This window comes from Agrobacterium sp. CNPSo 2736, assembly GCF_004005385.1.
Taxonomy (GTDB): Bacteria; Pseudomonadota; Alphaproteobacteria; order Rhizobiales; family Rhizobiaceae; genus Agrobacterium; species Agrobacterium leguminum.
In genome coordinates this window covers 255,579-279,937 of the sequence record NZ_RZTX01000001.1, presented here as the reverse complement: position 1 = coordinate 279,937, position 24,359 = coordinate 255,579, and the positions used below count along the sequence as shown (strand labels likewise).

Genomic DNA, 24,359 nt, shown 5'->3' with positions numbered 1-24,359 from the left:
TCACGCCAGCACTTTGCGCCCCGCAACGCGGCCGGAAAACAGGCAGCCGCCAAGGAATGTGCCCTCCAGCGCATTATAGCCATGCATGCCGCCGCCGCCGAAACCCGCCACTTCGCCGGCGGCATAAAGGCCCGGCGCCGGCGCACCGGCAGCATCCAGCACCCGCGCCTCAAGATCGGTGTGAAGGCCGCCAAGCGTCTTGCGCGTCAGCACATGCAGTCGCACCGCAATCAACGGCCCCATTGCAGGATCGAGCAACCGGTGCGGTTTTGCCGTCCGCATCAGCCGGTCACCGAGATAACGTCGCGCGCCGTGGATGGCCGTTACCTGCGCATCCTTGCTGAAACCGTTTTCGATTTCGCGGTCGCGCGCTTCTATCTGATGGCGGATATGGTCTATATGCAACCGATCGTCGCCGCTGATGGCATTCATCGCCGTCACGAGTTCTTCCAACGTATCCCGAACGGCGAAATCTTCGCCGCGTTCCATAAAGGCACGCACCGGTCCCGGCGGTTCCTTGCCCAACCTCTTGAGCAGCAGCCTTATATCCTTGCCGGTCAGATCAGGATTCTGCTCCGAGCCTGAAAGCGCAAATTCCTTCTTGATGATCGCCTTGGTCAGAATGAACCAGCTATGGCCGCTGCCGCGTTCGCCCAGCATTTTTAGCGTGCCGAGCGTATCGAAACCCGGCATGGCGGGGGCGGCGAGGCGGTTTCCATCCGCATCGCACCAGAAGGACGAGGGGCCGGGCAGGATCCGGATACCGTGACCCGGCCAGATCGGATCGTGGTTCTTCACGCCCTCGGTGTAATGCCACATGCGGTCACGGTTGATGACGGCTCCGCCGGCGGTTTCCGTAATGGCGATCATGCGGCCATCCACATGCGCGGGAACACCGCAGACCATGCTGGCAGGAGGCTGGCCCAGCCGTTCCACCGGCCAGTTGCGCCGCACCAGTTCCTGATTGCCGCCGATGCCGCCGGAGCTGACGATAACCGCCGCAGCGGCGAAGATAAAATCGCCCTGCTCTTCCCGGCTGCTCTCCTGCCCGCGTTGCACGGGGTCGGCTGCAAGAACAGCACCCGAAACGCCAGTCACCCGGCCGTCGGCGATCTCCAGACGATCAACCCGGTGGCGAAAGCGAAAGGTCAGCCGGCCGGTTGCCGCCATGGCCTTCGCCTTTTGGATGAAAGGTGCAAGTACGCCCGGACCCGTGCCCCAGGTTACATGGAAACGTGGAACGGAATTGCCATGGCCATGGGCGAAGCTGCCGCCGCGCTCGGCCCAGCCGACAACGGGAAACCAGCGCATGCCCATGCGGTGCAGCCATTCGCGTTTCTCACCGGCAGCAAAATCGAGATAGGCCTGCGCCCAGCGGCGCGGCCAATAATCCTCCGGACGGTCGAAACCGGCCGAACCGAACCAGTCCTGTCTTGCAAGATCGAGATTGTCTCGCACCCGCATCCGGCGCTGTTCGGGACTATCGATGAAAAACAGTCCACCCAGCGACCAGAAGGCCTGCCCGCCAAGGTTCTGCTCGCCCTCTTGATCCACGACGCAGACGCTGAAACCCCGCTCAGCCGCCTCGGTTGCCGCCACCAGCCCGGCAAGCCCCGCGCCGACAACGATCACATCATAGCCTTCCATCAGCCCCTCCCAGATATGACGGAATTACTTTTACGCGAACGTAAATTTACTTTCATCAGAAGGCAACCGCGATGACGCGGTCCGCAATTTCAGCGCTCGGTAAGCTTGAGTTCGATACGGCGGTTCTGCTGCCGTGCTTCCGGCGTATCGCCTTCGGCAATCGGCTGATATTCGCCAAAACCGGCGGCGACCAGCCGGTTTGCCGGTACGCCCTTGGAGATCAGGAATTTCACCACCGAGGTGGCGCGGGCCGAGGAAAGCTCCCAATTGTCCCGGTAACGGCCGGAGCCGGAAAGCTGGACATTATCCGTATGGCCATCCACGCGCAGGACCCAGTTGATCTCGGCCGGAATTTCCTTGGCGAGATCGAGCAGCGCGACAGCGAGCTTCTCCATCTCCGCCTGCCCTTCCGGGTTGAGTTCATTGCCGCCGGAGGGGAAGAGCACTTCGGACTGGAAGACAAACCGGTCGCCGACGATGCGGATGTTTTCGCGGTCCGACAGGATTTCGCGTAGCCGCCCGAAGAAGTCGGAGCGATAGCGGTTCAGTTCCTGCACCCGCTGCGCCAGCGCGACATTGAGGCGGCGGCCAAGATCGGCGATCTTGACCTGAGAAGAAGCGTCCTTGGCTTCCGAGGCCTGAAGCGCGGCCTCCACGGAAGCGATCTGCGCTCTCAGCGCCGCAATCTGCTGGTTGAGCAATTCGATCTGTGCGGAGGCGCGGGAATTGGCCTGCCGCTGCTCGTCCAGCTCACCGGTCAGGCTGCCGATCCGGGCATTGGCATTCGCATTGCTGCCAGATCCCGCATCGAGAAGCGCCTGCAGCCGGGAACGCTCGTTTTCGGATGCGGCAAGGGTGGATTGCAGGCTCGCGAGCGCGTCCTCAATATCCTGCTTGTTGCCTTTTTCCATGGCCAGAAGTTCGGTCAGTTCAGCGATCTGGCTGTTGAGGCGCGTGAGCACCTCGTCCTTGCCGGTGATTTCCCGCGACAGCACGAATTGCGCCAGCACGAAGACCGTGAGCAGAAACATGATGGCCATGAGCAGCGTCGAGAGCGCATCGACGAAACCCGGCCAATAATCCACACCCCTGTCGCGGCGGCGGTTGCGCGCAAGCGCCATGGCTACTCGCTCCCGTTATCGTGCCGGGTGCGTCCGGAAGACTTCGTGTCGCTGTCGATCCGCGCCGACAGCCGGTCGAGCGTGCGGCGGAGCGATTTCGATTCTTCCTGCTGCGCTTCGATCCAGTCTCGCAACATCTGCTGTTCGCTGCGCATGTTCTTGACCAGGCCCTGAATGCCTTCGGCAAGGCTGGTCATGGCCGCAAGCGAACGCTCGGTGCTGACCACGGCGCCGGGTTCGCCCTTGAACTCCCTCGGCCCTTCCGTCGTATCCGTCACCGAGGAAAGCCAGTTTTCGAGCTGGGTATAGAAACGGTTCTGGGCGCGACCGGCCTGAAGATCGAGGAAGCCGAGAATCAACGAACCCGAAAGACCGAGCAGCGACGAGGAAAAGGCCGTTCCCATGCCCGCCAGCGGCGCGGTCAGGCCGGCCTTGAGGGAGCCGAGAATATCGTTGCTGTCGCCGGCGCTCGGATCGAGCGACTGGATGACATTGCTGATGGCGCCAATGGTGCCGATCAGGCCCCAGAAGGTGCCGAGCAGGCCGAGAAACACCAGCAGGCCGACGAGATAACGCGATGTGTCACGCGTCTCATCGAGGCGCGTCGCGATGGAATCGAGGATCGTCCGCTGCGTAACGGCAGAGAGCCGGACTTCGCCGCGCTTGCCGATCAGCGTGCTCATCGGCGCAAGCAGCTTGGGCGCACGGCCGACCTTTTCGACGCTGCCGGCAGCGCGAAAGGCATTGAACCAGCGAACTTCGGAACGCAGGCTCATCGTCTGCGTGAACACCAGAATGATGCCGATGGCAAGCACGCCGAGAATGAAGCCGTTGAGCCCCGGATTGGTCATGAAGGCGGTGTGTGCCTGCCGGTAAAGAATGGCCGCCAGGAAGCCCACGAGGATCAGAAACAGAACCATCGTCCAGAGAAACGGTGTCGGGCTGGACAGCTTGTGACTGTATTGCCGTGTGGTCACCGGTTTCTCGACGCCAAGATCGAGCAGCTCCGAATCCGCCATAACGTTCGCATTCCCTCTGGTCAGCTATCCAGCGGAAGCTATTTGAAAATTGCGACGATTTGAAGCGAAAAGCCGGTCTTTCGTCACAGGCGTTTCACGAAAACAGCCTTGAACCGGATGACGGAAAAGAAAAACACCCGGCGAATATTCGCCGGGCGTCTAAAACTTGCAGAAAACGGCAGGTTTTCCGCCGAAAACCAATCAGCGGCCCGGAATGGGACGGTTGGCGACCTCAACGAGCGCCTTGTGGATATATTCATTGCCGGCAGCGACGGAGCTGCTGCCGAAGATATCCGTGCCGCCCTTGATGTCGGAGGCGAAACCGCCGGCTTCACGAATCAGCACCAGACCTGCCGCCATGTCCCAGGGCGAAAGATCGGCTTCCCAGAAACCGTCGAGACGGCCAGCGGCGACATAAGCAAGATCAAGCGAAGCCGCACCCATGCGGCGGATGCCGGCTGCCTCACCCATAACGTGGCGAAGTTCAACCAGGAACTTGCCGTGATTGCCGCGGCCGAGATGCGGCACGCCGCAGCCGATGACGCAATCGGTCAGCGCCTTGCGCGCAGCGACGCGGATGCGGCGATCGTTGAGGAACGCACCGCCGCCGCGCTCGGCAGTGTAGAGTTCGTCGGTGGCCGGATTGAAGATCACGCCGGCGACGACTTCACCGTTACGCTCGAGCGCGATGGAAACCGCGAAATGCGGAATGCCGTGCAGGAAGTTGGTGGTGCCATCCAGCGGATCGACGATCCAGCGATGTGCGCCGTCCGTGCCCTTTTCCTCGCCGCCTTCTTCACCCAGGAAGTCATAGGTCGGGCGGGCCTTCATCAGCTCATCGCGCACGATCTTCTCGGCTTTCAGGTCCGCCTGCGAGACGAAATCGCTCGGTCCCTTGACCGAGACCTGAAGGTTCTGCACTTCACCGAAGTCACGCGACAAAGACTTACCCGCCTTGATGGCGGCCTGAACCATGACATTGAGAAGGGCTGAACGGGCCATCGATGTTGTTTCCTGGAAAGCTTGCGAACCGCCCGGAAGCTCACCGGGCAGGCACGTCATTATTTTCTTGAATTGAAAGTTTGCGGTTCAAGACCACAAAACGCGCGGAAATTCAAGGCAAAAAGCCCATGGGTCAGCGTCAGCGTGGCAAGGCCACCCTTCCATCACGTCGGGCGGAAACGATTTGCGGCCTCAATCGCCTTCTTCTGCTGCTCGTCGGTGATGCCGAGATAAAAGTCCTCGAGAGACGGATCCTTCAGCCCGGCGCGGCGGGAAAGCACATACCATTTGGCCGCTTCGACCGGATCGGGCCGGGTGCCGAGCGCCTGAATGTAAAGATGCGCCACCTTGTTCTGCGCCACGACATTGCCGCGCTGTGCCGCGCCGTAGAGCCAGCGGAAACCCTCATCCAGATTGCGCTCGCCGCCGAAACCATTGACCAGCCAGATGCCGAGATCGACCTGCGCGGTATCGTATCCAGCCTTTGCGGCCCGTGTCAGCCAGTCCCGCGCCTTTGCCTTCTTCTCGGCCGGCACATCCTTGAGCGACCAGTAAATCTGCGACACCGCATATTGCGCATCGGCAATGCCCTGTTCCGCGGATTTCTCATAGAACGGCAAAGCCATCAACAGGCCCTTGGCGCCGGGATTTTCCGAAACCAGTATCTGACCCCAGTTGAACTGGGCAGAGGCGTTGCCGGCTTCCGCCGCACGGCGCATGAAGTCGTCGGCCTTCGCCTTGTCGCGGGTGACGAATTTGCCTTCCATCAGGATCAGGGCGAATTTGAACATGGCGACGGGATCGCCACCCTGAGCCGCCTGCTGGTACCAGAAAGCAGCGGTCTTCTCGTCACGGGCGATGCCCAGACCACGCGACATCATTTCCGCCACCAGCGTCTGGGCGGCTGCGTCACCGTTCTGCGCGCGGTTCAGCGCCTTGTCGAGCGCCTGCACATATTCGCCGCGCTGGAAATGCCCGTAAGCTTCGTCCACCCGGCCCTTGAATTCCTTTTCAGGCGGCAGCGCCGGCAATTCCGCGCCCATGCGCTGATAGACATTCACGCCGGCCGACGGCTGCAAGTCCTTCTGCTCTTCGGATTGCACCCGGCCCTGACGGGTCGGTTGAGCCTCATTTTCCAGCTGGCGGGACAGTGCATTGCTTTCGCTCTGCGGCCCGGACTGGGCAAAAGCGACACCCACCGGCGCGCCGAAAGCGAGCGCCAGCAGCGAAACGGAAAGGCAGAGGTGAACCGAGCGCATGATCATCGCCTGTATCAACCGTCAAACCGTGGCGCTTTTTCGTCAAGCAGGGCGTTGATTTCAGAAACGGCCTGGGCAGCGCCAGTAGCATTATCGAAAACGCCGCTGCGCATCGCCACGAACTCCACACCGGTTTCCGCCACGGCAACCACCGAGGAAATATCCGTACCACCCATGACGATGGCCGGAATTTCGATCATCGAGGCCCACCACTCGCCAAGCGCCAGGTTTTTGGGGTGCGCTTCCGGCTTGATGTCGCCTTCGAGCTTTCCGAAAAACACATAATCCGGATTGGCCTCGCCCTGCTCCAGCGCCTTGTGACGGTCATCCGCATTGCCGCCGCCGACGATGAGCTTCGGCGTGAATTTTTCCACGGCCTCGGCAAGCGCCTCGCCATTGCCAACCACATGCAGGCCATCCGCCTTCACGCGACCGGCAACGCGGCTGTCACCGGCGATGAGCGCTGCCGCACCTGCCTTCTGGACAACCGGCACGATCAGCTCGGCGCGTTTCTGGAAAGCGGCGTCATCCAGACCATATTGCGGAATGATGACGGAAGCGACATCGCCGCCCCGCAACGCGTCTTCCACCTCTGTCGCCTGCTTTTGCGCGTCGTCCGATTGCGGAACGATCAGGACAAGGCGGCAACGATCTTCAACTAGGGTCATCGGTTCGTCCATTTCAGACAGAAGACGCTTACCGCGCAATCTGCACTCGTTTTCATATGACAAATCCGATAAACCGGACCGGCGAAAGGATCAACCGTCCATCCATGCTCACCGATTTTCATTTTTATCTCGCCGCCATCCCCGCAGTCGTGCTCGTCGGCCTTTCCAAGGGCGGGCTGGGCGGTGCTCTGGCGCTTATGGGCGTGCCGCTGATGGCGCTTGCCGTATCGCCCGTGCAGGCGGCGGCCATCTTCCTGCCGATCCTGATCGTCATGGATATCGTGGCGCTTTTTGCCTGGCGGCATCACAACCACCGGGAAACGCTCCTCATCATGCTGCCGGGCGCAATCGCCGGCATCGCGCTCGGCTGGGCGACCTCGAGCCTCATTTCCGCAGACGCCATGCGCCTCGTCGTCGCCTCTGTCACGATCCTGTTCGTGCTGCGTTATTTCCATGAGAGCTTCAAAAGCCGCAAAGGCCAGGAAATTCCGGCCAAGCCGCAAAGACCGGCGGCTGCGACCCTCTGGTCCAGCCTGTCGGGTTATGCGAGTTTCGTCGCCCATGCGGGCGGTCCGCCCTTCCAGATCTATGTTCTGCCGCTGAAGCTCGATCCAAAGACCTATACCGGCATGAGCGTGCGCTTCTTCGCCATCATGAATGCGATCAAGCTCATTCCCTATTTCGCGCTCGGCGCGCTGGACGCCACCAACCTCAAGACATCGGCAAGCCTGCTGCCGGTGGCGATGCTGGCGACGCTTGCCGGCGCCAGGGTGGTGAAATATCTGAAACCGGCCGTGTTTTACCCACTCATGTATGCCATGGCGCTGATTGCGGCGCTTAAACTGCTGTGGGACGGACTGCCGCTCTAAATTCGACAATAAAAAAGCTCTGGCAGCAGGTTTTCGCCGCCAGAGCTCGAAAGGCTCAGACCGTCGACCCCTCATTCATCGAGGGCCGACGGTCTGGCATAAATCAATGTCTTGTCGAGGCCTTGAGCCTCTGCAGTTCATCCTTCAGGCGCAGTTTTCGACGTTTAAGGTCCGCGATCTCTCTATCGTCAGACGACGGGGAAGCAAGAATACTTTCGAGCTCCTCCTCCAGAGCACCGTGTTTCTTTTCGAGCGATGCAATATGAGCCTGAATGGTCATGCGGCACGTCCTTCCTTTTTGAACCTACCTCCAGCTCTCCATCGCTGGAGTTTCAGGTTTGCGACGACAATGTGACACGGATCGACCGGCTTGTCGAAGGCGAAATGAAGGCAATAAGTGGGCAATTTGGTCGCAAGGGATAACTTCCCGTTACCGCGATTTGATGATAGAGCCTCCAGAACGGATGACATACGCGCCGGACACTCTCCGGCTGGCATAAAATGGGGATGACGAGATGCCCGATCAGGACCAGGCGGACATCAGGCTCACGCTGGCGCGGCTGCGCCAGGAGCATGAGGATTATGACGCGGCGATCAACGCGATGATCCAGACCAGCTGCGATGCGCTGAGAATACAGCGCATGAAAAAGAAGAAGCTGGCCGTCAAGGACAAGATGACCCAGCTGGAAGACCAGGTCATTCCCGATATCATCGCCTGAGCCCGGAGACATTACGTGACAGCAGAAACGCCCCCCGTCGCCATCATCATGGGCAGCCAGTCCGACTGGGAGACCATGAAGAACGCCGCCGATACGCTGGATGCGCTCGACATCGAATACGAAGCCCGCATCATTTCCGCCCACCGCACCCCGGACCGGCTTTATGACTTCGCCAATGGCGCGAAGGACGAAGGCTTCAAGGTCATCATCGCCGGTGCGGGCGGCGCTGCCCATCTGCCGGGCATGACGGCCTCGATGACGCCGCTTCCGGTGTTTGGCGTTCCGGTTCAATCGAAGACCATGTCCGGTCAGGACAGCCTCTATTCCATCGTGCAGATGCCCGCCGGCATTCCGGTCGGCACGCTCGCCATCGGCAAGGCTGGCGCGATCAATGCGGCCCTTCTCGCCGCCGCGGTACTGGCGCTGAGTGACGAGGACCTCGCCGACCGGCTGGATGCCTGGCGTGCGCGCCAGTCGGCGGCTGTCGCGGAATATCCCATGGATAGCGCCCAGTGACGACAGAAGTGATGGCAAAGACGACCGACCTGACCATCGGCATCATCGGTGGCGGGCAGCTTGGGCGTATGCTGGCGATGGCCGCAGCCCGTCTCAACCACCGTACCATCGTACTGGAACCGCAGGCCGATTGTCCTGCTGCGCAGGCCTGCAACGAGCAGATCGTGGCGGAATATGACGATGAAAACGCGCTTGCGGAACTCGCAAGCCGTTGCGATGTCGTAACCTACGAATTCGAGAACGTGCCTGTCGCGGCCGCCGAAAAGCTCAGCCTCTCCGTTCCCGTCTATCCGCCTCCGAAAGCGCTCAGCGCCTCGCAGGACCGGTTGACGGAAAAACGCTTCCTCAACGGCTGCGGCATCCCGACCGCCGATTTCCGCGCGGTGGATAGCCAGGAAGAGCTGGAGGCCGCTTTGGCCGCCTTCGGCGGTAAGGGCGTGCTGAAAACCCGCCGCATGGGTTATGACGGCAAGGGCCAGCGTCTTTTCCGCGGTGGGGAAGACCTTACAGGCGCCTTTGCGGAGCTCGGCGGCGTGCCGCTGATTCTCGAAAGCTTCATCTCCTTCGAGCGGGAAATTTCGATCATTGCCGCCCGTTTCCTGGATGGGTCCGTCACCTGTTACGATCCCGCCGAGAATGTCCATCTGAACGGCATTCTGCACACATCAACCGTTCCGGCAGCGCTCTCCAATGCCGCGAAAGCGGTCGCCGTGGAGTCGGCAGAGAAGCTTTTAGCGGCGCTCGATTACGTCGGCGTCATCGGCATCGAATTCTTTGTCCTGCCGGATGGTTCGCTGGTCGCCAATGAAATGGCGCCGCGCGTTCACAATACGGGCCACTGGACGGAAGCGGCCTGCGTGATCTCGCAATTCGAGCAGCATATACGGGCCGTATCGGGCCTCACGCCCGGCAGCACGGATCGCCATTCGGATTGCGTCATGACCAACCTGATCGGCGACGACATCGATGATGTACCGGCATGGCTGTCGAAAAAAGACTGTCTCGTGCATCTCTACGGCAAGACGGAAGCACGGCCGGGCCGCAAGATGGGCCATGTGACCGAGCTTTTGCGCACAGGAAAAGCCTAGTCTTTTAAGGCAAAGACACGGGCAAGTGTTGACAGGCAGGGCTCAAACGGGTATCTGCCTGCCAACCGAAAAGAGCGCGCCCCGTTGCGCGCTTTTGATTGTTTGAATAAGCACGGCAGAAACCGTGCAAAACTGCGGACCAGTAAAATGAAGATCAAGAATTCGCTTAAAGCGCTTAAGGCCCGTCATCGCGATAACCGCCTGGTTCGCCGCAAGGGCCGCGTCTACATCATCAACAAGCAGAACCCGCGCTTCAAGGCTCGTCAGGGCTGATTGACTGCGACTGCGGTTCGCGATCAAGCTCGCGGATCACTTTGTTGACAGAGTAGAAGTTAGCATTTGATATTGGGCGCAGTCGGGTTAAGCTTTAACCCATGCGCCCAAATCGTTTTTGCACGGCTATCATCCTTGCCCAGGGCTTCCTGTTTTCAAGCCTCCCGCTTCCGGGAATGGCTGCCATTGCCCATGCGGCGGACGGGCAACCGCCTGCTGTTGCGGACGCCGCGCCTTCACCCGCCAAGACGATCGACACGCTTTTCGCATCGCTGAAAAAAGAACGGAATGCGGTCAAGGCGCGCAGCATCGCCAACCAGATCGCCTCGGAATGGAATGATTCCGGCAGCGCGACGGTCAACCTGCTGATGCAATGGGCGGGCGAAGCCGCAGACGAAAAGCGCAACGCCGCCGCTTACGATTTTCTCGACCAGGTCATTCTGCTCGATCCAGACTATGTGCAGGCACCCTATCGCCGCGCCATGGTGCATTTTGCCGATGGCGACACCCGCAAAGCGATGGCGGATATCAACCTGACACTGGAAAGGGAACCGCGCTATTTCCCGGCGCTGGCAAGCCTTGCCAACATCCTCGAAGCCTCGGGCCGCGAGGAGCTGGCGCTGAAGGCCTGGGAACGTTATCTGGCGCTTTACCCCGCCGACAAGGACGCCCGCAAGGAAGCCGTCGACCTTTCGGAAAAGCTGGCCGGCACGCGCGGCTGAATTCGCAAGATGCTCAAACAAAAATCGCCGCAAAAGCGGCGATTTTTCATTGAGGCGTTTCCAGCCGATCATTCCATGCCAAGCGCGGCCATATAGGTCTGGAGAATCGTTTCTTCCTCGATGCGCTCATTGGCATCCTTCTTGCGCAGGCGGATGATGGTGCGGATCGCCTTGGTGTCGTAACCACGGCCCTTCGCCTCGCCCATGACATCCTTGATATCACCCTGAATGGCGGCCTTTTCTTCTTCGAGGCGCTCGACGCGCTCGATGAACTGACGCAGTTCCGCGGCGGCGACGGTTTCGGTGGTGCTGGTATCGTCCATCATATCATCCTTCATTGGCGGCCCGCATGCGAGCCTTGTTCATTATATCCGGGCGAAGCCTTCGCCGGTCGCTGCCGGCGGGCAGCAGAATTCCGGCCTGTGAACTGCCCACTGAAAGGCGTCGCGTCAAGTCGTTTCCGTCGATCAGGGTTATTCCCTGGGCCTGTTCTGCTCAAAGGCGGCTTTCTGGGCATCACTCGCCTCCGCCTGATATTTTTCCTTCCAGTCCTCATAGGGCATGCCGTAGACGATTTCCCGGGACTCTTCCTTGCTGAGCGGAACACCGGCCTCCTCGGCCGCCTCCCGGTACCAGTTGGAAAGGCAGTTGCGGCAAAAGCCGGCGAGATTCATCAGGTCGATGTTCTGCACGTCGTGACGTTCGCGAAGGTGCTGCACGAGACGGCGAAATGCCGCCGCCTCGAATTCGACCTGCCGATTGTCGTTTTCATTCGTCATGGCAAAACTCCAGGCTCAATAGGGGCCGGTGCGGGAGGCGAACAACTGATATTCATGCAGGACGGGATCGTCGTTCATTGCGGCGAAAATGGGAGCGAGCCGGTCCGACCATTCGGCGATTCCCTCTTCATTCGCGATCAGATCCTGCCGAACCTCGAGAAGCGCATGCGGTATGCCCTTCATCATGCAATGGCGATACATGGTATCTCCCTTGAGCGCCCCGTCATAGGGTTCGTTGTCACCTACGAGGATGTCGCCGGTGGCCCGCAGATGCGCCAGAAGCGGATCGACCGCGCGATGATCCGTATCCCACAGAACAGCCGCATGCCATGGCCGGGGCGTTTCCTTCCAGAATGGCGTATAGGAATGCAGCGACAGAACCAGCGGCGCTTCTTCCGAGGCCTCGGCCACGCCTGTCAGCACACGGTCCACGGCATTGTGATAGGGCCGGTGAAAAATCTCGATCCGCCTCTGCCATTCCTCGTCCGAAATCGGATGGTTGCCGGGGATGATCGCCCCGTCTGAAATCTTCATGATGAGAGTGGGATCATCCTCGCCGCGATTCGGATCGATCAGCAGCCGGGAAAACCGCCCGAGCACCGCCGGCACGCCCAGGCGCGCGGCAAGTGAGCGCGTCAGCCCCTCTATACCGATATCAAATGCGATATGGCGATGAAAAGCGGTTTGCGGAAGGCCAAGTTTGCCGTAGTGTGCCGGCAGGAGGTTCATGGCATGGTCCGCCAGAAGAACCATGCCTTTGTCATAATCGCCTTCTATGATTTCATAGGGTATGAAGTCGTTCATCGATGATTTTCTGGGGCAGGATTGAGGAGAGAAGCTTGATGGCATGGCTTGAGGCCGGGCGCAAGTTGCGGCGAAAGAACAGCCATCTACCTTATCGCACTCACGATCCCACGAACAATATAATCGATTAAAATCGCGTTGACTTTCTTGGGCGGCCACGCCAAGAAGTGTGTTCATTATAACCATGGAATCCGGATGGAAGCCGTGACTCAGTCATCTCTCGCTCTTCCTCGCCACTTTCGGCATATCGCCCGTCTTTTTTCCGCAGCGGCATTGTTTCTGACCCCGTTCATGATTGCGGCGCCCGCGCATGCGGATTTTCGCGTGTGCAACAGCACGCAGAACCTCGTGGGGGTCGCAATCGGCTACCGGGCACAGGAGGGCTGGGTCAGCGAAGGCTGGTGGCAGGTCCCCTCCTCGACCTGCGCGACGCTGATCGAGGGTGAGCTGCAGTCACGTTATTATTATCTCTATGCCGAAGACGCCGCCCATGGCGGCCGCTGGACCGGTGACGTCAACATGTGCGTGGCGGAAAACGAGTTCAAGATCAACGGCGTGGACGATTGTTTTGCCCGCAGCTTCCAGAGAATGGGTTTCAAGGAATATGACACGGGCAGACAGGGCAGCTGGATGGTCCAGCTCTCCGATACGCCAGGCACACAGGGAAATCAAAACTGATGAAGCGTAACCGCAAAGTCAAAATTCTTGCAACTCTCGGCCCGGCCTCTTCCGAAGAGGCGATGATCGAGAAGCTGCATCTTGCTGGCGCAGATCTTTTCCGGATCAACATGAGCCATGCGAGCCACGACGTGATGCGGACGCTCATTCAGCGTATCCGTTCCGTCGAGAGCCGTACCGGCCGCCCCATCGGCATTCTGGCCGACCTGCAGGGTCCCAAGCTGCGCGTCGGAAAATTCGCCGAAAGCAAGGTCGAACTCGTTCCAGGCCAGACCTTCACGCTGGACAATAACGAGACGCCCGGTGACAACACCCGCGTTTTCCTTCCCCATCCGGAAATTCTCGAAGCGGTCAAGCCCGGCCATCGCCTGCTGATCGACGACGGCAAGCTGCATCTGCGCGCTGAAAAGAGCGACGGCAAGAGCATCGTCACCACCGTCATTTCCGGCACCCGCATTTCCGACCGCAAGGGCATCAGCCTGCCGGATACGCTGCTCGGCGTCGGCGTTCTGACCGACAAGGACCGCGTCGATCTCGACGCCGTTCTCGCCACCGGTGAAGTCGACTGGGTGGCGCTTTCCTTCGTCCAGCGCCCGGAAGACCTTGCGGAAGTTCGCAAGATCGCACGTGGCCGCGTCGGCCTGATGTCCAAGATCGAAAAGCCGCAGGCTGTCGAGCGCATCGAGGAAATCATCGAGCTTTCCGACGCGCTGATGGTCGCCCGCGGCGACCTGGGCGTCGAAATGCCGCTGGAAGCCGTTCCGGGCATCCAGAAGCAGCTGACCCGCGCCTGCCGCCGCGCCGGCAAACCGGTCGTGGTCGCCACGCAGATGCTGGAATCGATGATCACTGCGCCTGTGCCGACCCGCGCCGAAGTCTCCGACGTCGCCACCGCCGTCTTCGAAGGCGCGGACGCCATCATGCTTTCTGCTGAATCCGCCTCCGGCGACTACCCGGTCGAAGCGGTTTCCACCATGGCCTCCATTGCGAGCACCGTGGAGCAGGACCCCTATTATTCCAATATCATCTATGCGCAGCGCGCCCAGCCGGAACCGACCGGCGCCGACGCCATTTCGCTTGCCGCGCGCCAGATCGCCGAAACGCTGAAGCTTGCGGCAATCGTCACCTATACGTCCTCGGGCACGACCGGCCTGCGCGCCGCGCGCGAACGGCCGCAGGTTCCGATCATCGCGCTGTCGCCGATCATCCAGACCGCCCGCCGGCTGTCGGTCGTCTGGGGCCTGCACTGCGTCGTCACCGGCGATGCCAGCGACCTCGACGACATGGTGAACCGCGCTTGTCGCATCGTGGTTTCCGAAGGTTTCGGCAAGCCGGGTGATCGTATCATCATCTCCGCAGGTGTGCCGCTCGGCACCCCCGGCGCAACCAATATGGTCCGCATCGCCTATATCGGCTCGGACGGCCAGAGCGGCGTCTAAAGCTTCAATATCCCGCATAAAAAAACCCGCCGGTAACGGCGGGTTTTTTGTTGGCCTCTCGGCCGTCTTATGAAAACAGGCTCAGTGCATCTTCACCGGTGTGCTGAAGCGGCTGGATTCGATGGCCACTGCACCGGGCTTGAAGCTCGCCGAGGTCGCGGAAGCCGACATGTCGTTGCTGAGCATGCGGTTGGCGACAACACGCGGCGCCTTTACCGAGCGTCCGGTCGTGCCCTTGTTCTGGTTAAGCGCCCAATCCGAAATCAGATCCTGCGTCAGGCGTCCACCGCCCACCATGGCCTGCTGGGAAACGGCGGCATCCTGCCTGCTCGGGCGCGAACCCTTGGTCGGCATGCCGGCGCTGAGGCCGCCATTGATGGCCGGCTTCAGGTCGAAAGCATCACCGAAGCCAGCCTGCGGTTCGGCCTTGGCCGTTTCGGCGGGTGCGACGGTAACCTTGTGGTTGACGGCGGCCGGGAATGGCGCGGCTGTCGGCATGGCAGCCGACTGGACCTGCGACCGGGCGGCCTGACCGCTCTGTTCGAGAGCCGCAACCACCGTAGGCGAAAGCGTATCCTGCTGCGCCTCGGCGAGATCGTCCTCACCTTCAGGGTCGGCATTGGCCGCCGCCAGCAGGGCTTCCGCCACGGCCGGCCGATTGGCGGGAACCGGAACAGAGGCAAGTTCGCCGGTCGCAGCCGGTGTCGCACCATCTGCGGAAGCCGTCAGGATCGATCCTTCCGCATCACCTTTCATGCCACGGGGCCCAAGAAGTGTGGGCACCGGCACGGATACTTCAGCCAGATCGGCAAATTGCTGGCGCTCGGCCGGCGCGGAAGCCGGGGTCGGCGTGGTCGCTGCCTGCAGGGCATCCTGTGCGGCATTGCGGGCCGGAGAATAAAGTGCGGTCGCAAGGCCTGTATTGGCCGGCGGCTGGTTACCGAAGGCGGGACGAGCCGTTGGCAGCGGCGCATCGTTCACGCCGGGAAGCGCCTGTGCCGAAGCAACTGCAATGGTGGGTTCAGGCTCGGGAGCCGCCTGCTGCGGCGCCGCCGGACGGGCGACGGCCGGGCGTTCCGCGGGCTCCGGCGCTGCGATGCTATCGGGATCTTCATCCTCGTCACCGCCACCGCCAAAGAGCGCCTGCAACAGGGTCTTGCGCTTGCCGCCGCCAGATGAGGCAGGGCCGGCACCGGCACTGGAAGCAACCTGAATGGAGGAGGAGCTGACGCGCTTCTTGTAATCGGCAAGCGCCTGCTCATAACCGGGAAGCGGCTTGCCGTCGGAAGGAAGATGCAGCGTATTGCCGTTCGGGAAGATGCGGACGAGTTCCTGGCGGCTCATCCGCGGCCAGGCGCGAACGCCGCCGACATCCATGTGCACGAAGGGAGAGCCCGACGTCGGATAGAAACCGACGCCACCGATCTGCATCTGCATACCGATTTCACGAAGGCGGGCAAGCTTCACACCGGGGATATAAAAATCCATGGCCTTGCCGAGCATGTGCTGGCTTTTTTCCGCGACACCCTTGGTGCGCGTCCGCAGCAGACCGTTGGTCTCCGGCGAGCGGAAGGCCGAAACGACGTTGATATAGTCGGTCGCGCCACTGCGGCGATAAACTTCCCATACAAGATCGAAAAGGCGCGGATCCATGCGTGTCGGCTGGTTGCGACGCCAGTCGCGCAGGAACCGGTTCAGCTCCTGCAGACCTTTCTGGTCATATTTTCCATTGCGCTTGAAGGTGATGACCGCCTTCTCGCGTGTATGGATATAATACAGTTTGAGGCTGCGCGTCTCGGCGGCGGCTTCCGTCGCCGAAACACCTACGAAAGGCATTGCGGCGAGCATCAGGCAGGCAAAGGTGACAGCGCGTGCCGACAGCTTCGTGCATATATCCTTGATCAAGCCGCGCGCGATCTTGGTCGAAAGCGCGTTATTCCGATGCAGATATGGCAATTCGATCCCCGCCTGGAAGACAATTTCTGTCACATTGCCTCAAATGAACGTCAAATACGGTGACACGATGGCAAAATTGCCACACACATACAACCTTCCTCTACATAGTGAATCAGCCACTAACAAGAGGTTTATAGACGGTAAGCGGATATCCTTGCTCAGAAGTTAACGAATTTACGATCTGCCTTCGAATACGGGGTTTGTGCGTTCAGGCTGCATCTCGAAGGGGATCGTCGGGATCAATGCCATAATCCTTCAGCTTTCGGTAAAGAGTCGAACGGCCGATACCGAGCTTTCTGGCGACCTGACTCATCTGCCCTCGATAGAAGCGCAGGGCGAAGCGGATGAGCTCCTCCTCGATCTCAGCCAGTTTGCGGATATTGCCCGACTCGTCCATGCTGGAGATCAGGTTTCCGCCCCGGTAGATGGTGGTGGAAATATCCGACGGCTCCTCGATGACAGCGTGATTTTCAGCGGCCGGCGGCGGGGCCGGTGAATAGGCCGCAAGCTTCAGCGACGCTCCCGATGGTGTGCGGATGACATCGTCCGCATCGTCGCCGGTCGAAAATTCCGGCAGCTGAAGCGCGATCTGCGGAAAATCGGAATCCGAGAGTTCCTCGCCCTGCGAGAGTACTACCGCACGGAAGACGGCGTTTTCGAGCTGGCGGATATTGCCCGGCCAGTCATAGGCCGTCAGCAGCGCCAGCGCGCTGGCATTGAGGCCGACGGGATTGGGCAATTTCTGTTCCGCCGAAAAGCGCTCGGCGAAAACCCGCGCCAGATGGGGAATATCTTCCTTGCGACGACGCAGCGCCGGAATGGTGATCGGGAAGACGTTGAGGCGATAATAAAGGTCTTCGCGGAAGCGGCCTTCCTTCACCTCTTCGATGAGGTTCTTGTTGGTGGCGGAGATCAGCCGCACATTCACCTTCTGCACCCGCGCGGAGCCGACGGTTTCGATTTCGCCCTGCTGGACCGCGCGGAGCAGCTTCACCTGCACATCCAGCGGCAGATCGCCGATCTCATCGAGGAACAGCGTGCCGCCGTCCGCCTCCATAAATTTGCCGACATGTTTTTCCGTCGCGCCTGTGAAGGCTCCCTTTTCGTGGCCGAAGAGGATGCTTTCCACGAGATTGTGGGGAATGGCGCCGCAATTGACGGTGATGAACGGCTTGCTCGCCCTGTCGCCGGCCGACTGGATGGCGCGGGCGACCATTTCCTTGCCCACACCGGATTCGCCTTCCAGCACCACGGGAATGCTGGACTGGGCGGCGCGCTGCGCGAGTTCGATGACCCTCAGCATTGCAGGGCTTGCGGAAACGATATCGGTAAAATTCACTGCATTGCTCCGTCCGCGCCGGCCCGTGCGGGCCTTTGCCTCTCTCCTGTCGAGCTTGAGCGCATTGGAGATGGCAGCGCCGATCCTTTCCGGCGAAACCGGCTTGACGACAAAATCGAAAGCGCCGGCGCGCATGGCCTGCACAACGGTATCGATGCCGCCCTGCCCCGTCTGGACAATGACGGGAACATCGGTGCCGAGTTCGCCGATAGCTTTGAGAAAGGTAAGCCCGTCCATTTCAGGCATCATGAGGTCGAGGACGATGACATTGATCTCGCCGCTATATTGCTTGAGCAGTTCCAGCCCCGCCTTGCCGTTTTCGGCGAGCAAGGCGAGATGCCCATAACGTTCCACCGCATTTTTGAGCAGGCGGCGCTGGACGGGATCATCGTCTATCACGAGAACATGCGCGGTCATTTTTAGCTCCGGTTTCCGGTTTATGGACCTGCTTCATGCGGTCCCTTATTCCGCACTCTGGCATGGGAGACTTGAACATCCAGTTTTGAGAATTGCTTGCATTTTATCCATTGCCGCGGGAAACAAGGTCCCCATATGCTTCGCACGCATAATCAGAAGGACACGTTCGATGACCCTCAACCGCCCTACCCCGCAACCCGTCTTCTCCCTTGCCGAAACCGCCGGTCCGGCGCTTGGCGACCTGCCGGGCTGGAAGCTCTCGGACCTCTATCCGTCGGGCGATTCGCCGGAATACAAGGGCGATCTTGATAAGGCCGCGTCAATGGCGGCGGCTTTCGAGAAGAAATGGAAGGGCAAGCTTGAAGCTGCCGCGAAGGCGACGGGCGAAAACGGCATCGGCGCTGCGCTCAAGGAATATGAAGCGCTGGACGATCTCATCGGCCGCATCGGCTCCTTTGCCGGGCTCACCTATTTTTCCGATACGTCGAACCCGGCAAACGGCAAGCTTTACGGCGATGCCCAGGCGAAGCTGACGGATATTTCCTCCCACCTCCTGTTCTTCACCCTTGAGCTCAACCGCATCGATGACGCCACGATGGACGCCTCCATGGCGAATGACGCCGCGGCGGGTCACTACCGCCCTTGGCTGGTGGATTTGCGCAAGGACAAGCCGCACCAGCTCGACGACCAGCTGGAGCAGCTGTTCCTCGAAAAATCGATGACCAGCGCGGCGGCCTTCAACCGCCTGTTCGACGAGACGATGGCCGATCTGCGTTTCGACATTGACGGCGCGAGCCTGCCGCTGGAAGTGACGCTCAACATGCTGCAGGAGCCGGAACCGGAAACCCGAAAGAAAGCGGCTCAGGCGCTGAGCGCCACCTTCAAGGACAATCTGCGCGTCTTCACGCTCATTACCAACACGCTCGCCAAGGACAAGGATATTTCCGACCGCTGGCGCAAATTCGAGGATATTGCCGATAGCCGTCATCTCGCCAACCGCGTCGAGCGCGAGGTGGTCGATGCCTTGGCGGCGGCGGTCAAGAAGGCCTATCCGCGCCTCTCGCACCGTTATTACGCCATGAAGGCGAAATGGCTCGGCATGGAGCAGATGAATTATTGGGACCGTAACGCGCCGCTTCCCGATACATCGAACACGATCATTCCCTGGGATGAGGCAAAGGATACCGTGCTTTCCGCCTATGGCAATTTCGCCCCCGAGATGGCCGATATTGCCCGTCGTTTCTTCGATGAAGAATGGATCGACGCGCCGGCCCGCCCCGGCAAGGCGCCCGGCGCCTTCGCGCATCCGACCGTGCCCTCGGCCCATCCCTATGTGCTGGTCAACTATCTCGGCAAACCGCGTGACGTGATGACGCTTGCCCACGAACTCGGCCACGGCGTTCATCAGGTTCTGGCTGGCGAACAGGGCGCCTTGATGTGCGCGACGCCGCTGACGCTTGCCGAGACCGCTTCCGTCTTCGGGGAAATGCTGACCTTCCGCAAGCTGCTCGACGACACCAGGGACATCCGGGAACGCAAGGCCATGCTCGCCCGCAAGGTCGAGGACATGATCAACACGGTCGTGCGCCAGATCGCTTTTTATGAATTCGAGCGCAAACTGCACACCGCCCGCAAACAGGGAGAACTGACCTCCGAACAGATCGGCGAATTGTGGCTGTCCGTTCAGGCCGAGAGCCTGGGTCCGGCAATCCGGATTTCCGAAGGCTACGAGGCATGGTGGACGTACATTCCCCATTTCATTCACTCGCCCTTTTATGTTTATGCCTATGCCTTCGGCGACTGCCTGGTGAACTCGCTCTATGCGGTTTACCAGAAGGCCGAGGCGGGTTTTCAGGAGAAATATTTCGAGCTTCTGAAGGCAGGCGGCACCAAGCATCATTCGGAGCTTCTGAAACCCTTCGGCCTCGATGCGACCGATCCCTCCTTCTGGGACAAGGGACTTTCGATGATCGAGGGGCTGATCGACGAGCTGGAAGCGCTGGATAACAAACAGGCTTAATCTCTTCCACCGGCAGGGCTATCCTATTTCGGACAAGCTTTGCCGGTTGATATTGCCGGCAGAAGACACCGGCAACAATTCAGGCGACGAGCACAGGCAATGAAACGCAAACCCGCCGATCTGACCTTGAGGGAAACCCTGCGCTGGGAGCCGCAGACCGGCTTTCAGCGCATCGACCAGCATATGCGCCGATTGCTGCGCTCCGCCGACGCGCTCGGTTTTCGCGCGCCGGTCAATGCGGTTCAGGTACTGGAAAAGAAGGTGGGCGGCGAAAAGCCGCTCTGCGTCAGGCTGGTCATGAACTACAAGGGCGAACTCGATATCGAAACCGCCGACTTCCAGCCCTTGCAGCAGGGTGCCGTCTGGCGGGTTCGCATCGCCCGGCAAACCACGCTCGACTCCTCCGATACCTTCTATCGCCACAAGTCCTCACGCCGCGAGCCCTATGATGCCGCGCGGGCCGAGTTTTCAGCCGGGGAAGCCGACGAGGTGCTGCTGCTCAACGAGCGCGGCGAGTTGTGCGAGGGATCGTCGACCAGCATTTTCGTCGAAATGCCGGATGGGCAATTGCTGACGCCGCCGCTCGACAGCGGCATTCTGCCGGGTGTGCTGCGCGCCGATCTGATCCGCGAACGCAGGGCACGCGGAAAGGCGCTGAAACCGGAAGACATTGCCGGCCGGAAACTCTTCGTCGGCAATTCGCTGCATGGGTTGATTGCGGCGGAACTCGTCTAAACAGTCACCGCCAGAAGCCGGTCGCGGCCTTTTTCCTTGGCCGAATAAAGAGCTTGATCGGCCCGCATGAAAACATCGTCGGCGCTTTCTGGCGCGCGATAGACCGTTAGCCCGGCCGAGCAGCTATAGGAAAAATCCGGGAACTCGGAGAGCGGCCTCGAAAGACGCACCTTCTGCAGCAGTCGTTCGACGATCTCCCGGCCCTCGGCCACCGTGCTGCGCGGCAGGATGAGCATGAATTCCTCGCCGCCGATCCTGCCGAAACAATCCACCCGCCGGATGACGGAATGGGCGATGCCGACGAAATCGCGAAGCACCGCATCCCCGCATTTATGACCGAAACGATCGTTGATCTGCTTGAAGAAATCGATATCGAGCGTGCACAGGCAAAAGGGCGCCTCAAGCTCCCTGGCAACCCGCTCCACCTGCAAAGCCAGCTTGGCGAAGACGAAACGGCGGTTTGCCGTTCCCGTCAATTCATCCGTCTGCGAGGCGCGGACTGCCAGATCCCGGTCCTGCCGCAGCGTTCTGTAACCCTGGCGCAATTCGGTGACGTCGCTTGCAACGCACAGCATCCAGCCATCCTGCTGCAACGTTTCCGTCATCCAGAACCAGCGGCCGTCATGCATATCCATCTCAAAGGCGCGGTAAGGCAGCTTGCCGCGCCGGGACTGCGCCGACAGCAGCCACCCCTCGAAATCATTGTTACGGACGACGACACCGGTGCGCAGCCGGTGGTTCAGCCGCATGATATCCGCCCAGGTCGGGAAATCGCCGGCGGCGAGCTGAAAGCTTTCCCGAAACGACGGATTGGCATGGCGCAACCGGTCCTCGGAATCGTAAAGCGCAATAAGAACGGGGGTGGCACTCTGAAGCGCTGCGACACGCTCGATAAGATTATTCAACAGGCAACTCCCCCATGATGGCGAAAATTCCCCCGTCGTCATCCGGCCAAAGCCCCCCAAGCCTTTGGACACAGACAGGAAAAGAAGAACTTAATTATAAACACACTCTCTAAAATGCGAAGAGGCAGAATGCGGTGGAAAGGGTGCGCGCGAGCGTCTTCGCGCCGCCATCGTCATATGTCCGTCATCCACCTGCCCTTTATTGTGGCACGCTTTTGTGATCTAGCTTACTTATTGGCTGAAAAAGGAAAATTGACGAATGACGGACGCAAACCACCCGATTTACGGCGATATTGACGGCCCCATCATCATGATCGGCTTTGGCTCCATCGGGCGCGGTACTCTTCCGTTGATCGAACGTCATTTCAATTTCGACAGGACCCGGCTCGTCGTCATCGACCCGCGCGAAGACATCGCCGCCTTTCTGGCCGAGAGGAACATCCGCCATATCCAGACGCATCTGACCAAGGAAAATTACCGCGAGATTCTCAAGCCGCTCCTCAAGGGCGTGCAAGGGCAGGGCTTCTGCGTCAATCTTTCGGTCGATGCGGCCTCCGTCGATCTGATGCGGATCTGTCGCAAGCATGGCATGCTTTACATCGACACCGTCGTCGAACCCTGGCCCGGTTTTTATTTCGACGCCGATGCCGACAATGCGGCCCGAACCAACTATTCGCTGCGCGAGACCATGTTGAAGGAAAGGGCGCGAAAGCCCGGCGGCACGACTGCGGTTTCCACCTGCGGCGCCAATCCGGGCATGGTGTCCTGGTTCGTGAAACAGGCACTCGTCAATCTCGCCAAGGATACCGGCCTCGACATCGAGGAGCCGCAGCCGCATGACCGGGAAGGCTGGGCAAACTTGATGAAGCGGCTTGGCGTCAAGGGCGTGCATGTGGCCGAGCGCGATACCCAACGGGCGAAAGAGCCGAAACCCTTCGGCGCTTTCTGGAACACATGGTCGGTCGAAGGTTTTATCGCGGAAGGTTTTCAGCCTGCCGAACTCGGCTGGGGAACGCATGAAAACTGGATGCCGAAAAACGCGAAAAAGCAGAAAAAGGGAAGCAAGGCGGCGATCTATCTCGACCAGCCCGGCGCCAATACGCGGGTGCGCACCTGGTGCCCGGGGCTCGGGCCGCAATATGGGTTTCTTGTCACCCATAATGAAGCGATTTCGATTTCTGACTATTTCACTGTCCGAAACGATGATGGCGATGTGACCTATCGGCCCACCTGCCATTATGCCTATCACCCCTGCAACGACGCCATCTTGTCCCTGCACGAGCTGTTCGGCAATGGCGGCAACCCCCAGCCGATCCAGCACGTGCTTGGCGAAGACGAACTTGTCGACGGCGCCGACGAGCTGGGTGTCCTGCTCTACGGTCATGATAAGAACGCCTATTGGTATGGTTCGCGGCTCACCCTGCAGGAGGCGCGTTCGCTTGCCCCCAGCCAGAATGCGACCGGATTGCAGGTCAGCTCCGCTGTGCTCGCGGGCATGGTCTGGGCGATTGAGAATCCGCAGGCCGGCATCGTCGAGGCGGATGAAATGGATTACCGCCGTTGCCTCGAGGTGCAGCGCCCCTATCTCGGACCCGTCGAGGGACATTACACCGACTGGAAGCCGACCGATGGTCGCCCCGGCCTGTTTCCCGACAATATCGATACGTCCGATCCCTGGCAGTTTCGCAACATCCTCGTGCGCTGACGGGACGGAGTCTCATATTTGTCACGCCGGGGCTTTCCTGCACGACATCAGGAACCGGGGAGAGCGAACAACGTTGCCTTGAAATAAGCAACGCTTCGCGGCATGGTCGAAGCACAGAAGGTTTCATCGAATCGCAGGAGAACAGGCTCATGAACTTCAAGACAAGCGCTGCTTTGCTTTCAGCCGCCATCGCGGTGTCTTCATGCGTCGCGCCGGGTCCCTCCCAGCAGACCTCGATGGCGCCTTCGCTTGCCCGCGGCCCGGCCGTCGACGGTCGCTGGATCGACCGCAACGGCATCGTATCGACATTCCAGAACGGCGCCTTCTCCACCCGTTCGACCGACACCAACACGCTTCTGGCCTCCGGCACCTATGTCACGATTTCGCCGACGCTTTACGAAATCAACATGACCTCGCTGGTGCGCAACACGCAGTCGCGCGTCAACTGCGCCCTCGTCTCCCCGTCACAATTGAACTGCACGACAGACACGAACAGTCAGTTCTCGCTGACGCGCCAAGGCTGATAACGTCACCTTTTCAAGGGGATGATCTTCTGGAACGCACGCCTCAGGCGTGCGTTTTTGTTTATTGTGCGCCTGTCATAATTTCGCTTGCGGCGATTGCCGCTAAATGGAAACATCGTGCTTTGAAAGACTGACATGATTTCAGATTAGAAAAT

25 protein-coding genes are annotated in these 24,359 nt (G+C 60.2%); 12 read left to right on the top strand and 13 right to left on the bottom strand.

Features of this window, described 5'->3' with window-relative positions; translation table 11 throughout:
* The 6 genes from EM858_RS01250 to EM858_RS01225 form a co-directional block, all read right to left on the bottom strand.
* Positions 1-1,647: an FAD-binding dehydrogenase gene (locus EM858_RS01250; RefSeq protein WP_127755554.1), complete on the bottom strand. Its 1,647-nt coding sequence runs from the start codon at positions 1,645-1,647 to the stop codon at positions 1-3.
* Positions 1,648-1,736: 89 nt separating this feature from the next.
* Positions 1,737-2,768 carry a peptidoglycan -binding protein gene (locus tag EM858_RS01245; RefSeq protein WP_003520358.1) on the bottom strand — a complete coding sequence of 344 codons (1,032 nt, stop codon included), beginning with the start codon at positions 2,766-2,768 and terminating at the stop codon, positions 1,737-1,739.
* Between the two features lie 2 nt (positions 2,769-2,770).
* Positions 2,771-3,787: a hypothetical protein gene (locus EM858_RS01240; RefSeq protein ID WP_003520359.1), complete on the bottom strand. Its 1,017-nt coding sequence runs from the start codon at positions 3,785-3,787 to the stop codon at positions 2,771-2,773.
* Positions 3,788-3,988: 201 nt separating this feature from the next.
* Complete coding sequence (locus EM858_RS01235; RefSeq protein WP_035262908.1) at positions 3,989-4,789, bottom strand: inositol monophosphatase family protein; 801 nt, start codon at positions 4,787-4,789, stop codon at positions 3,989-3,991.
* Positions 4,790-4,953: 164 nt separating this feature from the next.
* Entirely contained in the window at positions 4,954-6,054 is a 1,101-nt protein-coding gene (locus tag EM858_RS01230) for a tetratricopeptide repeat protein (RefSeq protein WP_162936878.1), read from the bottom strand.
* 8 nt (positions 6,055-6,062) lie between these two features.
* Positions 6,063-6,716, bottom strand: a complete 654-nt coding sequence (locus EM858_RS01225; RefSeq protein WP_080820992.1) for a thiamine phosphate synthase — start codon at positions 6,714-6,716, stop codon at positions 6,063-6,065.
* A 104-nt stretch (positions 6,717-6,820) separates the two neighbouring features.
* Here EM858_RS01225 and EM858_RS01220 point away from each other — a divergent pair, with 104 nt between their 5' ends.
* A complete protein-coding gene (locus EM858_RS01220; protein WP_127755553.1) occupies positions 6,821-7,585 on the top strand; it encodes a sulfite exporter TauE/SafE family protein in 765 nt (254 codons plus the stop codon).
* A 103-nt stretch (positions 7,586-7,688) separates the two neighbouring features.
* On the opposite strand, the gene EM858_RS01215 is transcribed toward EM858_RS01220, so the two are convergent.
* A complete protein-coding gene (locus EM858_RS01215) occupies positions 7,689-7,865 on the bottom strand; it encodes a DUF465 domain-containing protein (RefSeq protein WP_003506164.1) in 177 nt (58 codons plus the stop codon).
* Positions 7,866-8,100: 235 nt separating this feature from the next.
* On the opposite strand from EM858_RS01215, the gene EM858_RS01210 reads away from it, so the two are divergent.
* From EM858_RS01210 to EM858_RS01190, 5 genes are all read left to right on the top strand, one after another.
* A complete protein-coding gene (locus tag EM858_RS01210) occupies positions 8,101-8,304 on the top strand; it encodes a YdcH family protein (RefSeq protein ID WP_003497661.1) in 204 nt (67 codons plus the stop codon).
* 48 nt (positions 8,305-8,352) lie between these two features.
* Positions 8,353-8,820 (top strand): 5-(carboxyamino)imidazole ribonucleotide mutase, encoded by a 468-nt coding sequence (gene purE, locus EM858_RS01205; protein WP_035212960.1) that lies wholly within the window; start codon positions 8,353-8,355, stop codon positions 8,818-8,820.
* Between the two features lie 11 nt (positions 8,821-8,831).
* Positions 8,832-9,908 (top strand): 5-(carboxyamino)imidazole ribonucleotide synthase, encoded by a 1,077-nt coding sequence (locus tag EM858_RS01200; RefSeq protein WP_127755552.1) that lies wholly within the window; start codon positions 8,832-8,834, stop codon positions 9,906-9,908.
* 147 nt (positions 9,909-10,055) lie between these two features.
* Entirely contained in the window at positions 10,056-10,181 is a 126-nt protein-coding gene (gene ykgO, locus EM858_RS01195) for a type B 50S ribosomal protein L36 (RefSeq protein ID WP_003497670.1), read from the top strand.
* Between the two features lie 101 nt (positions 10,182-10,282).
* On the top strand, positions 10,283-10,903 hold the full coding sequence (locus tag EM858_RS01190; protein WP_127755551.1) for a hypothetical protein: 621 nt from the start codon (positions 10,283-10,285) through the stop codon (positions 10,901-10,903).
* Between the two features lie 68 nt (positions 10,904-10,971).
* Here the strand turns inward: EM858_RS01190 and EM858_RS01185 are convergent, their stop codons facing one another.
* The 3 genes from EM858_RS01185 to EM858_RS01175 form a co-directional block, all read right to left on the bottom strand.
* Positions 10,972-11,229, bottom strand: a complete 258-nt coding sequence (locus EM858_RS01185; RefSeq protein WP_020812069.1) for a DUF2312 domain-containing protein — start codon at positions 11,227-11,229, stop codon at positions 10,972-10,974.
* Positions 11,230-11,376: 147 nt separating this feature from the next.
* Positions 11,377-11,682, bottom strand: a complete 306-nt coding sequence (locus EM858_RS01180) for a DUF1244 domain-containing protein (RefSeq protein ID WP_059755835.1) — start codon at positions 11,680-11,682, stop codon at positions 11,377-11,379.
* 15 nt (positions 11,683-11,697) lie between these two features.
* On the bottom strand, positions 11,698-12,486 hold the full coding sequence (locus EM858_RS01175) for an N-formylglutamate amidohydrolase (protein ID WP_020012241.1): 789 nt from the start codon (positions 12,484-12,486) through the stop codon (positions 11,698-11,700).
* A 195-nt stretch (positions 12,487-12,681) separates the two neighbouring features.
* Here EM858_RS01175 and EM858_RS01170 point away from each other — a divergent pair, with 195 nt between their 5' ends.
* Both EM858_RS01170 and pyk read left to right on the top strand, forming a co-directional pair.
* Positions 12,682-13,164 carry a DUF1036 domain-containing protein gene (locus tag EM858_RS01170; RefSeq protein ID WP_003506147.1) on the top strand — a complete coding sequence of 161 codons (483 nt, stop codon included), beginning with the start codon at positions 12,682-12,684 and terminating at the stop codon, positions 13,162-13,164.
* Entirely contained in the window at positions 13,164-14,603 is a 1,440-nt protein-coding gene (gene pyk / locus EM858_RS01165; RefSeq protein ID WP_127755550.1) for a pyruvate kinase, read from the top strand. The genes EM858_RS01170 and pyk overlap by 1 nt, the downstream gene beginning before the upstream one ends.
* Positions 14,604-14,684: 81 nt before the next feature.
* On the opposite strand, the gene EM858_RS01160 is transcribed toward pyk, so the two are convergent.
* Together EM858_RS01160 and EM858_RS01155 are read right to left on the bottom strand one after the other, a co-directional pair.
* A complete protein-coding gene (locus EM858_RS01160) occupies positions 14,685-16,592 on the bottom strand; it encodes a DUF882 domain-containing protein (RefSeq protein ID WP_162936879.1) in 1,908 nt (635 codons plus the stop codon).
* Between the two features lie 175 nt (positions 16,593-16,767).
* Positions 16,768-18,315 (bottom strand): sigma-54 dependent transcriptional regulator, encoded by a 1,548-nt coding sequence (locus tag EM858_RS01155; protein WP_003520377.1) that lies wholly within the window; start codon positions 18,313-18,315, stop codon positions 16,768-16,770.
* Positions 18,316-18,484: 169 nt separating this feature from the next.
* Between EM858_RS01155 and EM858_RS01150 the strand changes: the two genes are divergently transcribed.
* Together EM858_RS01150 and EM858_RS01145 are read left to right on the top strand one after the other, a co-directional pair.
* Positions 18,485-20,335, top strand: a complete 1,851-nt coding sequence (locus EM858_RS01150) for a M3 family oligoendopeptidase (protein ID WP_127755549.1) — start codon at positions 18,485-18,487, stop codon at positions 20,333-20,335.
* 99 nt (positions 20,336-20,434) lie between these two features.
* Complete coding sequence (locus EM858_RS01145; RefSeq protein WP_127755548.1) at positions 20,435-21,070, top strand: aminotransferase class IV family protein; 636 nt, start codon at positions 20,435-20,437, stop codon at positions 21,068-21,070.
* On the opposite strand, the gene EM858_RS01140 is transcribed toward EM858_RS01145, so the two are convergent.
* Positions 21,067-21,975: a GGDEF domain-containing protein gene (locus EM858_RS01140; protein ID WP_127755547.1), complete on the bottom strand. Its 909-nt coding sequence runs from the start codon at positions 21,973-21,975 to the stop codon at positions 21,067-21,069. The two genes, EM858_RS01145 and EM858_RS01140, sit on opposite strands and share 4 nt — an antisense overlap.
* Positions 21,976-22,234: 259 nt before the next feature.
* Between EM858_RS01140 and EM858_RS01135 the strand changes: the two genes are divergently transcribed.
* The gene (locus EM858_RS01135) at positions 22,235-23,680 is read left to right on the top strand and encodes a homospermidine synthase (protein WP_127755546.1); all 1,446 of its coding nucleotides are present in this window, start codon (positions 22,235-22,237) and stop codon (positions 23,678-23,680) included.
* Between the two features lie 149 nt (positions 23,681-23,829).
* Positions 23,830-24,204, top strand: a complete 375-nt coding sequence (gene omp10 / locus EM858_RS01130; RefSeq protein ID WP_003497694.1) for an outer membrane lipoprotein Omp10 — start codon at positions 23,830-23,832, stop codon at positions 24,202-24,204.
* Positions 24,205-24,359: the final 155 nt, after the last annotated feature.

What these genes read in the sequence shown, in the direction of transcription:
- EM858_RS01230 (WP_162936878.1), bottom strand. Translation starts at nt 6,054, where the DNA reads ATGATCATGCGCTCGGTTCACCTCTGCCTTTCCGTTTCGCTGCTGGCG.
- EM858_RS01240 (WP_003520359.1), bottom strand. Translation starts at nt 3,787, where the DNA reads ATGGCGGATTCGGAGCTGCTCGATCTTGGCGTCGAGAAACCGGTGACC.
- pyk (WP_127755550.1), top strand. Translation starts at nt 13,164, where the DNA reads ATGAAGCGTAACCGCAAAGTCAAAATTCTTGCAACTCTCGGCCCGGCC.
- purE (WP_035212960.1), top strand. Translation starts at nt 8,353, where the DNA reads ATGGGCAGCCAGTCCGACTGGGAGACCATGAAGAACGCCGCCGATACG.
- EM858_RS01250 (WP_127755554.1), bottom strand. Translation starts at nt 1,647, where the DNA reads ATGGAAGGCTATGATGTGATCGTTGTCGGCGCGGGGCTTGCCGGGCTG.
- omp10 (WP_003497694.1), top strand. Translation starts at nt 23,830, where the DNA reads ATGAACTTCAAGACAAGCGCTGCTTTGCTTTCAGCCGCCATCGCGGTG.
- EM858_RS01175 (WP_020012241.1), bottom strand. Translation starts at nt 12,486, where the DNA reads ATGAACGACTTCATACCCTATGAAATCATAGAAGGCGATTATGACAAA.
- EM858_RS01135 (WP_127755546.1), top strand. Translation starts at nt 22,235, where the DNA reads ATGACGGACGCAAACCACCCGATTTACGGCGATATTGACGGCCCCATC.
- EM858_RS01215 (WP_003506164.1), bottom strand. Translation starts at nt 7,865, where the DNA reads ATGACCATTCAGGCTCATATTGCATCGCTCGAAAAGAAACACGGTGCT.
- ykgO (WP_003497670.1), top strand. Translation starts at nt 10,056, where the DNA reads ATGAAGATCAAGAATTCGCTTAAAGCGCTTAAGGCCCGTCATCGCGAT.
- EM858_RS01180 (WP_059755835.1), bottom strand. Translation starts at nt 11,682, where the DNA reads ATGACGAATGAAAACGACAATCGGCAGGTCGAATTCGAGGCGGCGGCA.
- EM858_RS01185 (WP_020812069.1), bottom strand. Translation starts at nt 11,229, where the DNA reads ATGATGGACGATACCAGCACCACCGAAACCGTCGCCGCCGCGGAACTG.
- EM858_RS01150 (WP_127755549.1), top strand. Translation starts at nt 18,485, where the DNA reads ATGACCCTCAACCGCCCTACCCCGCAACCCGTCTTCTCCCTTGCCGAA.
- EM858_RS01225 (WP_080820992.1), bottom strand. Translation starts at nt 6,716, where the DNA reads ATGACCCTAGTTGAAGATCGTTGCCGCCTTGTCCTGATCGTTCCGCAA.
- EM858_RS01245 (WP_003520358.1), bottom strand. Translation starts at nt 2,768, where the DNA reads ATGGCGCTTGCGCGCAACCGCCGCCGCGACAGGGGTGTGGATTATTGG.
- EM858_RS01210 (WP_003497661.1), top strand. Translation starts at nt 8,101, where the DNA reads ATGCCCGATCAGGACCAGGCGGACATCAGGCTCACGCTGGCGCGGCTG.
- EM858_RS01220 (WP_127755553.1), top strand. Translation starts at nt 6,821, where the DNA reads ATGCTCACCGATTTTCATTTTTATCTCGCCGCCATCCCCGCAGTCGTG.
- EM858_RS01190 (WP_127755551.1), top strand. Translation starts at nt 10,283, where the DNA reads ATGCGCCCAAATCGTTTTTGCACGGCTATCATCCTTGCCCAGGGCTTC.
- EM858_RS01170 (WP_003506147.1), top strand. Translation starts at nt 12,682, where the DNA reads ATGGAAGCCGTGACTCAGTCATCTCTCGCTCTTCCTCGCCACTTTCGG.
- EM858_RS01235 (WP_035262908.1), bottom strand. Translation starts at nt 4,789, where the DNA reads ATGGCCCGTTCAGCCCTTCTCAATGTCATGGTTCAGGCCGCCATCAAG.
- EM858_RS01200 (WP_127755552.1), top strand. Translation starts at nt 8,832, where the DNA reads ATGGCAAAGACGACCGACCTGACCATCGGCATCATCGGTGGCGGGCAG.
- EM858_RS01155 (WP_003520377.1), bottom strand. Translation starts at nt 18,315, where the DNA reads ATGACCGCGCATGTTCTCGTGATAGACGATGATCCCGTCCAGCGCCGC.
- EM858_RS01145 (WP_127755548.1), top strand. Translation starts at nt 20,435, where the DNA reads ATGAAACGCAAACCCGCCGATCTGACCTTGAGGGAAACCCTGCGCTGG.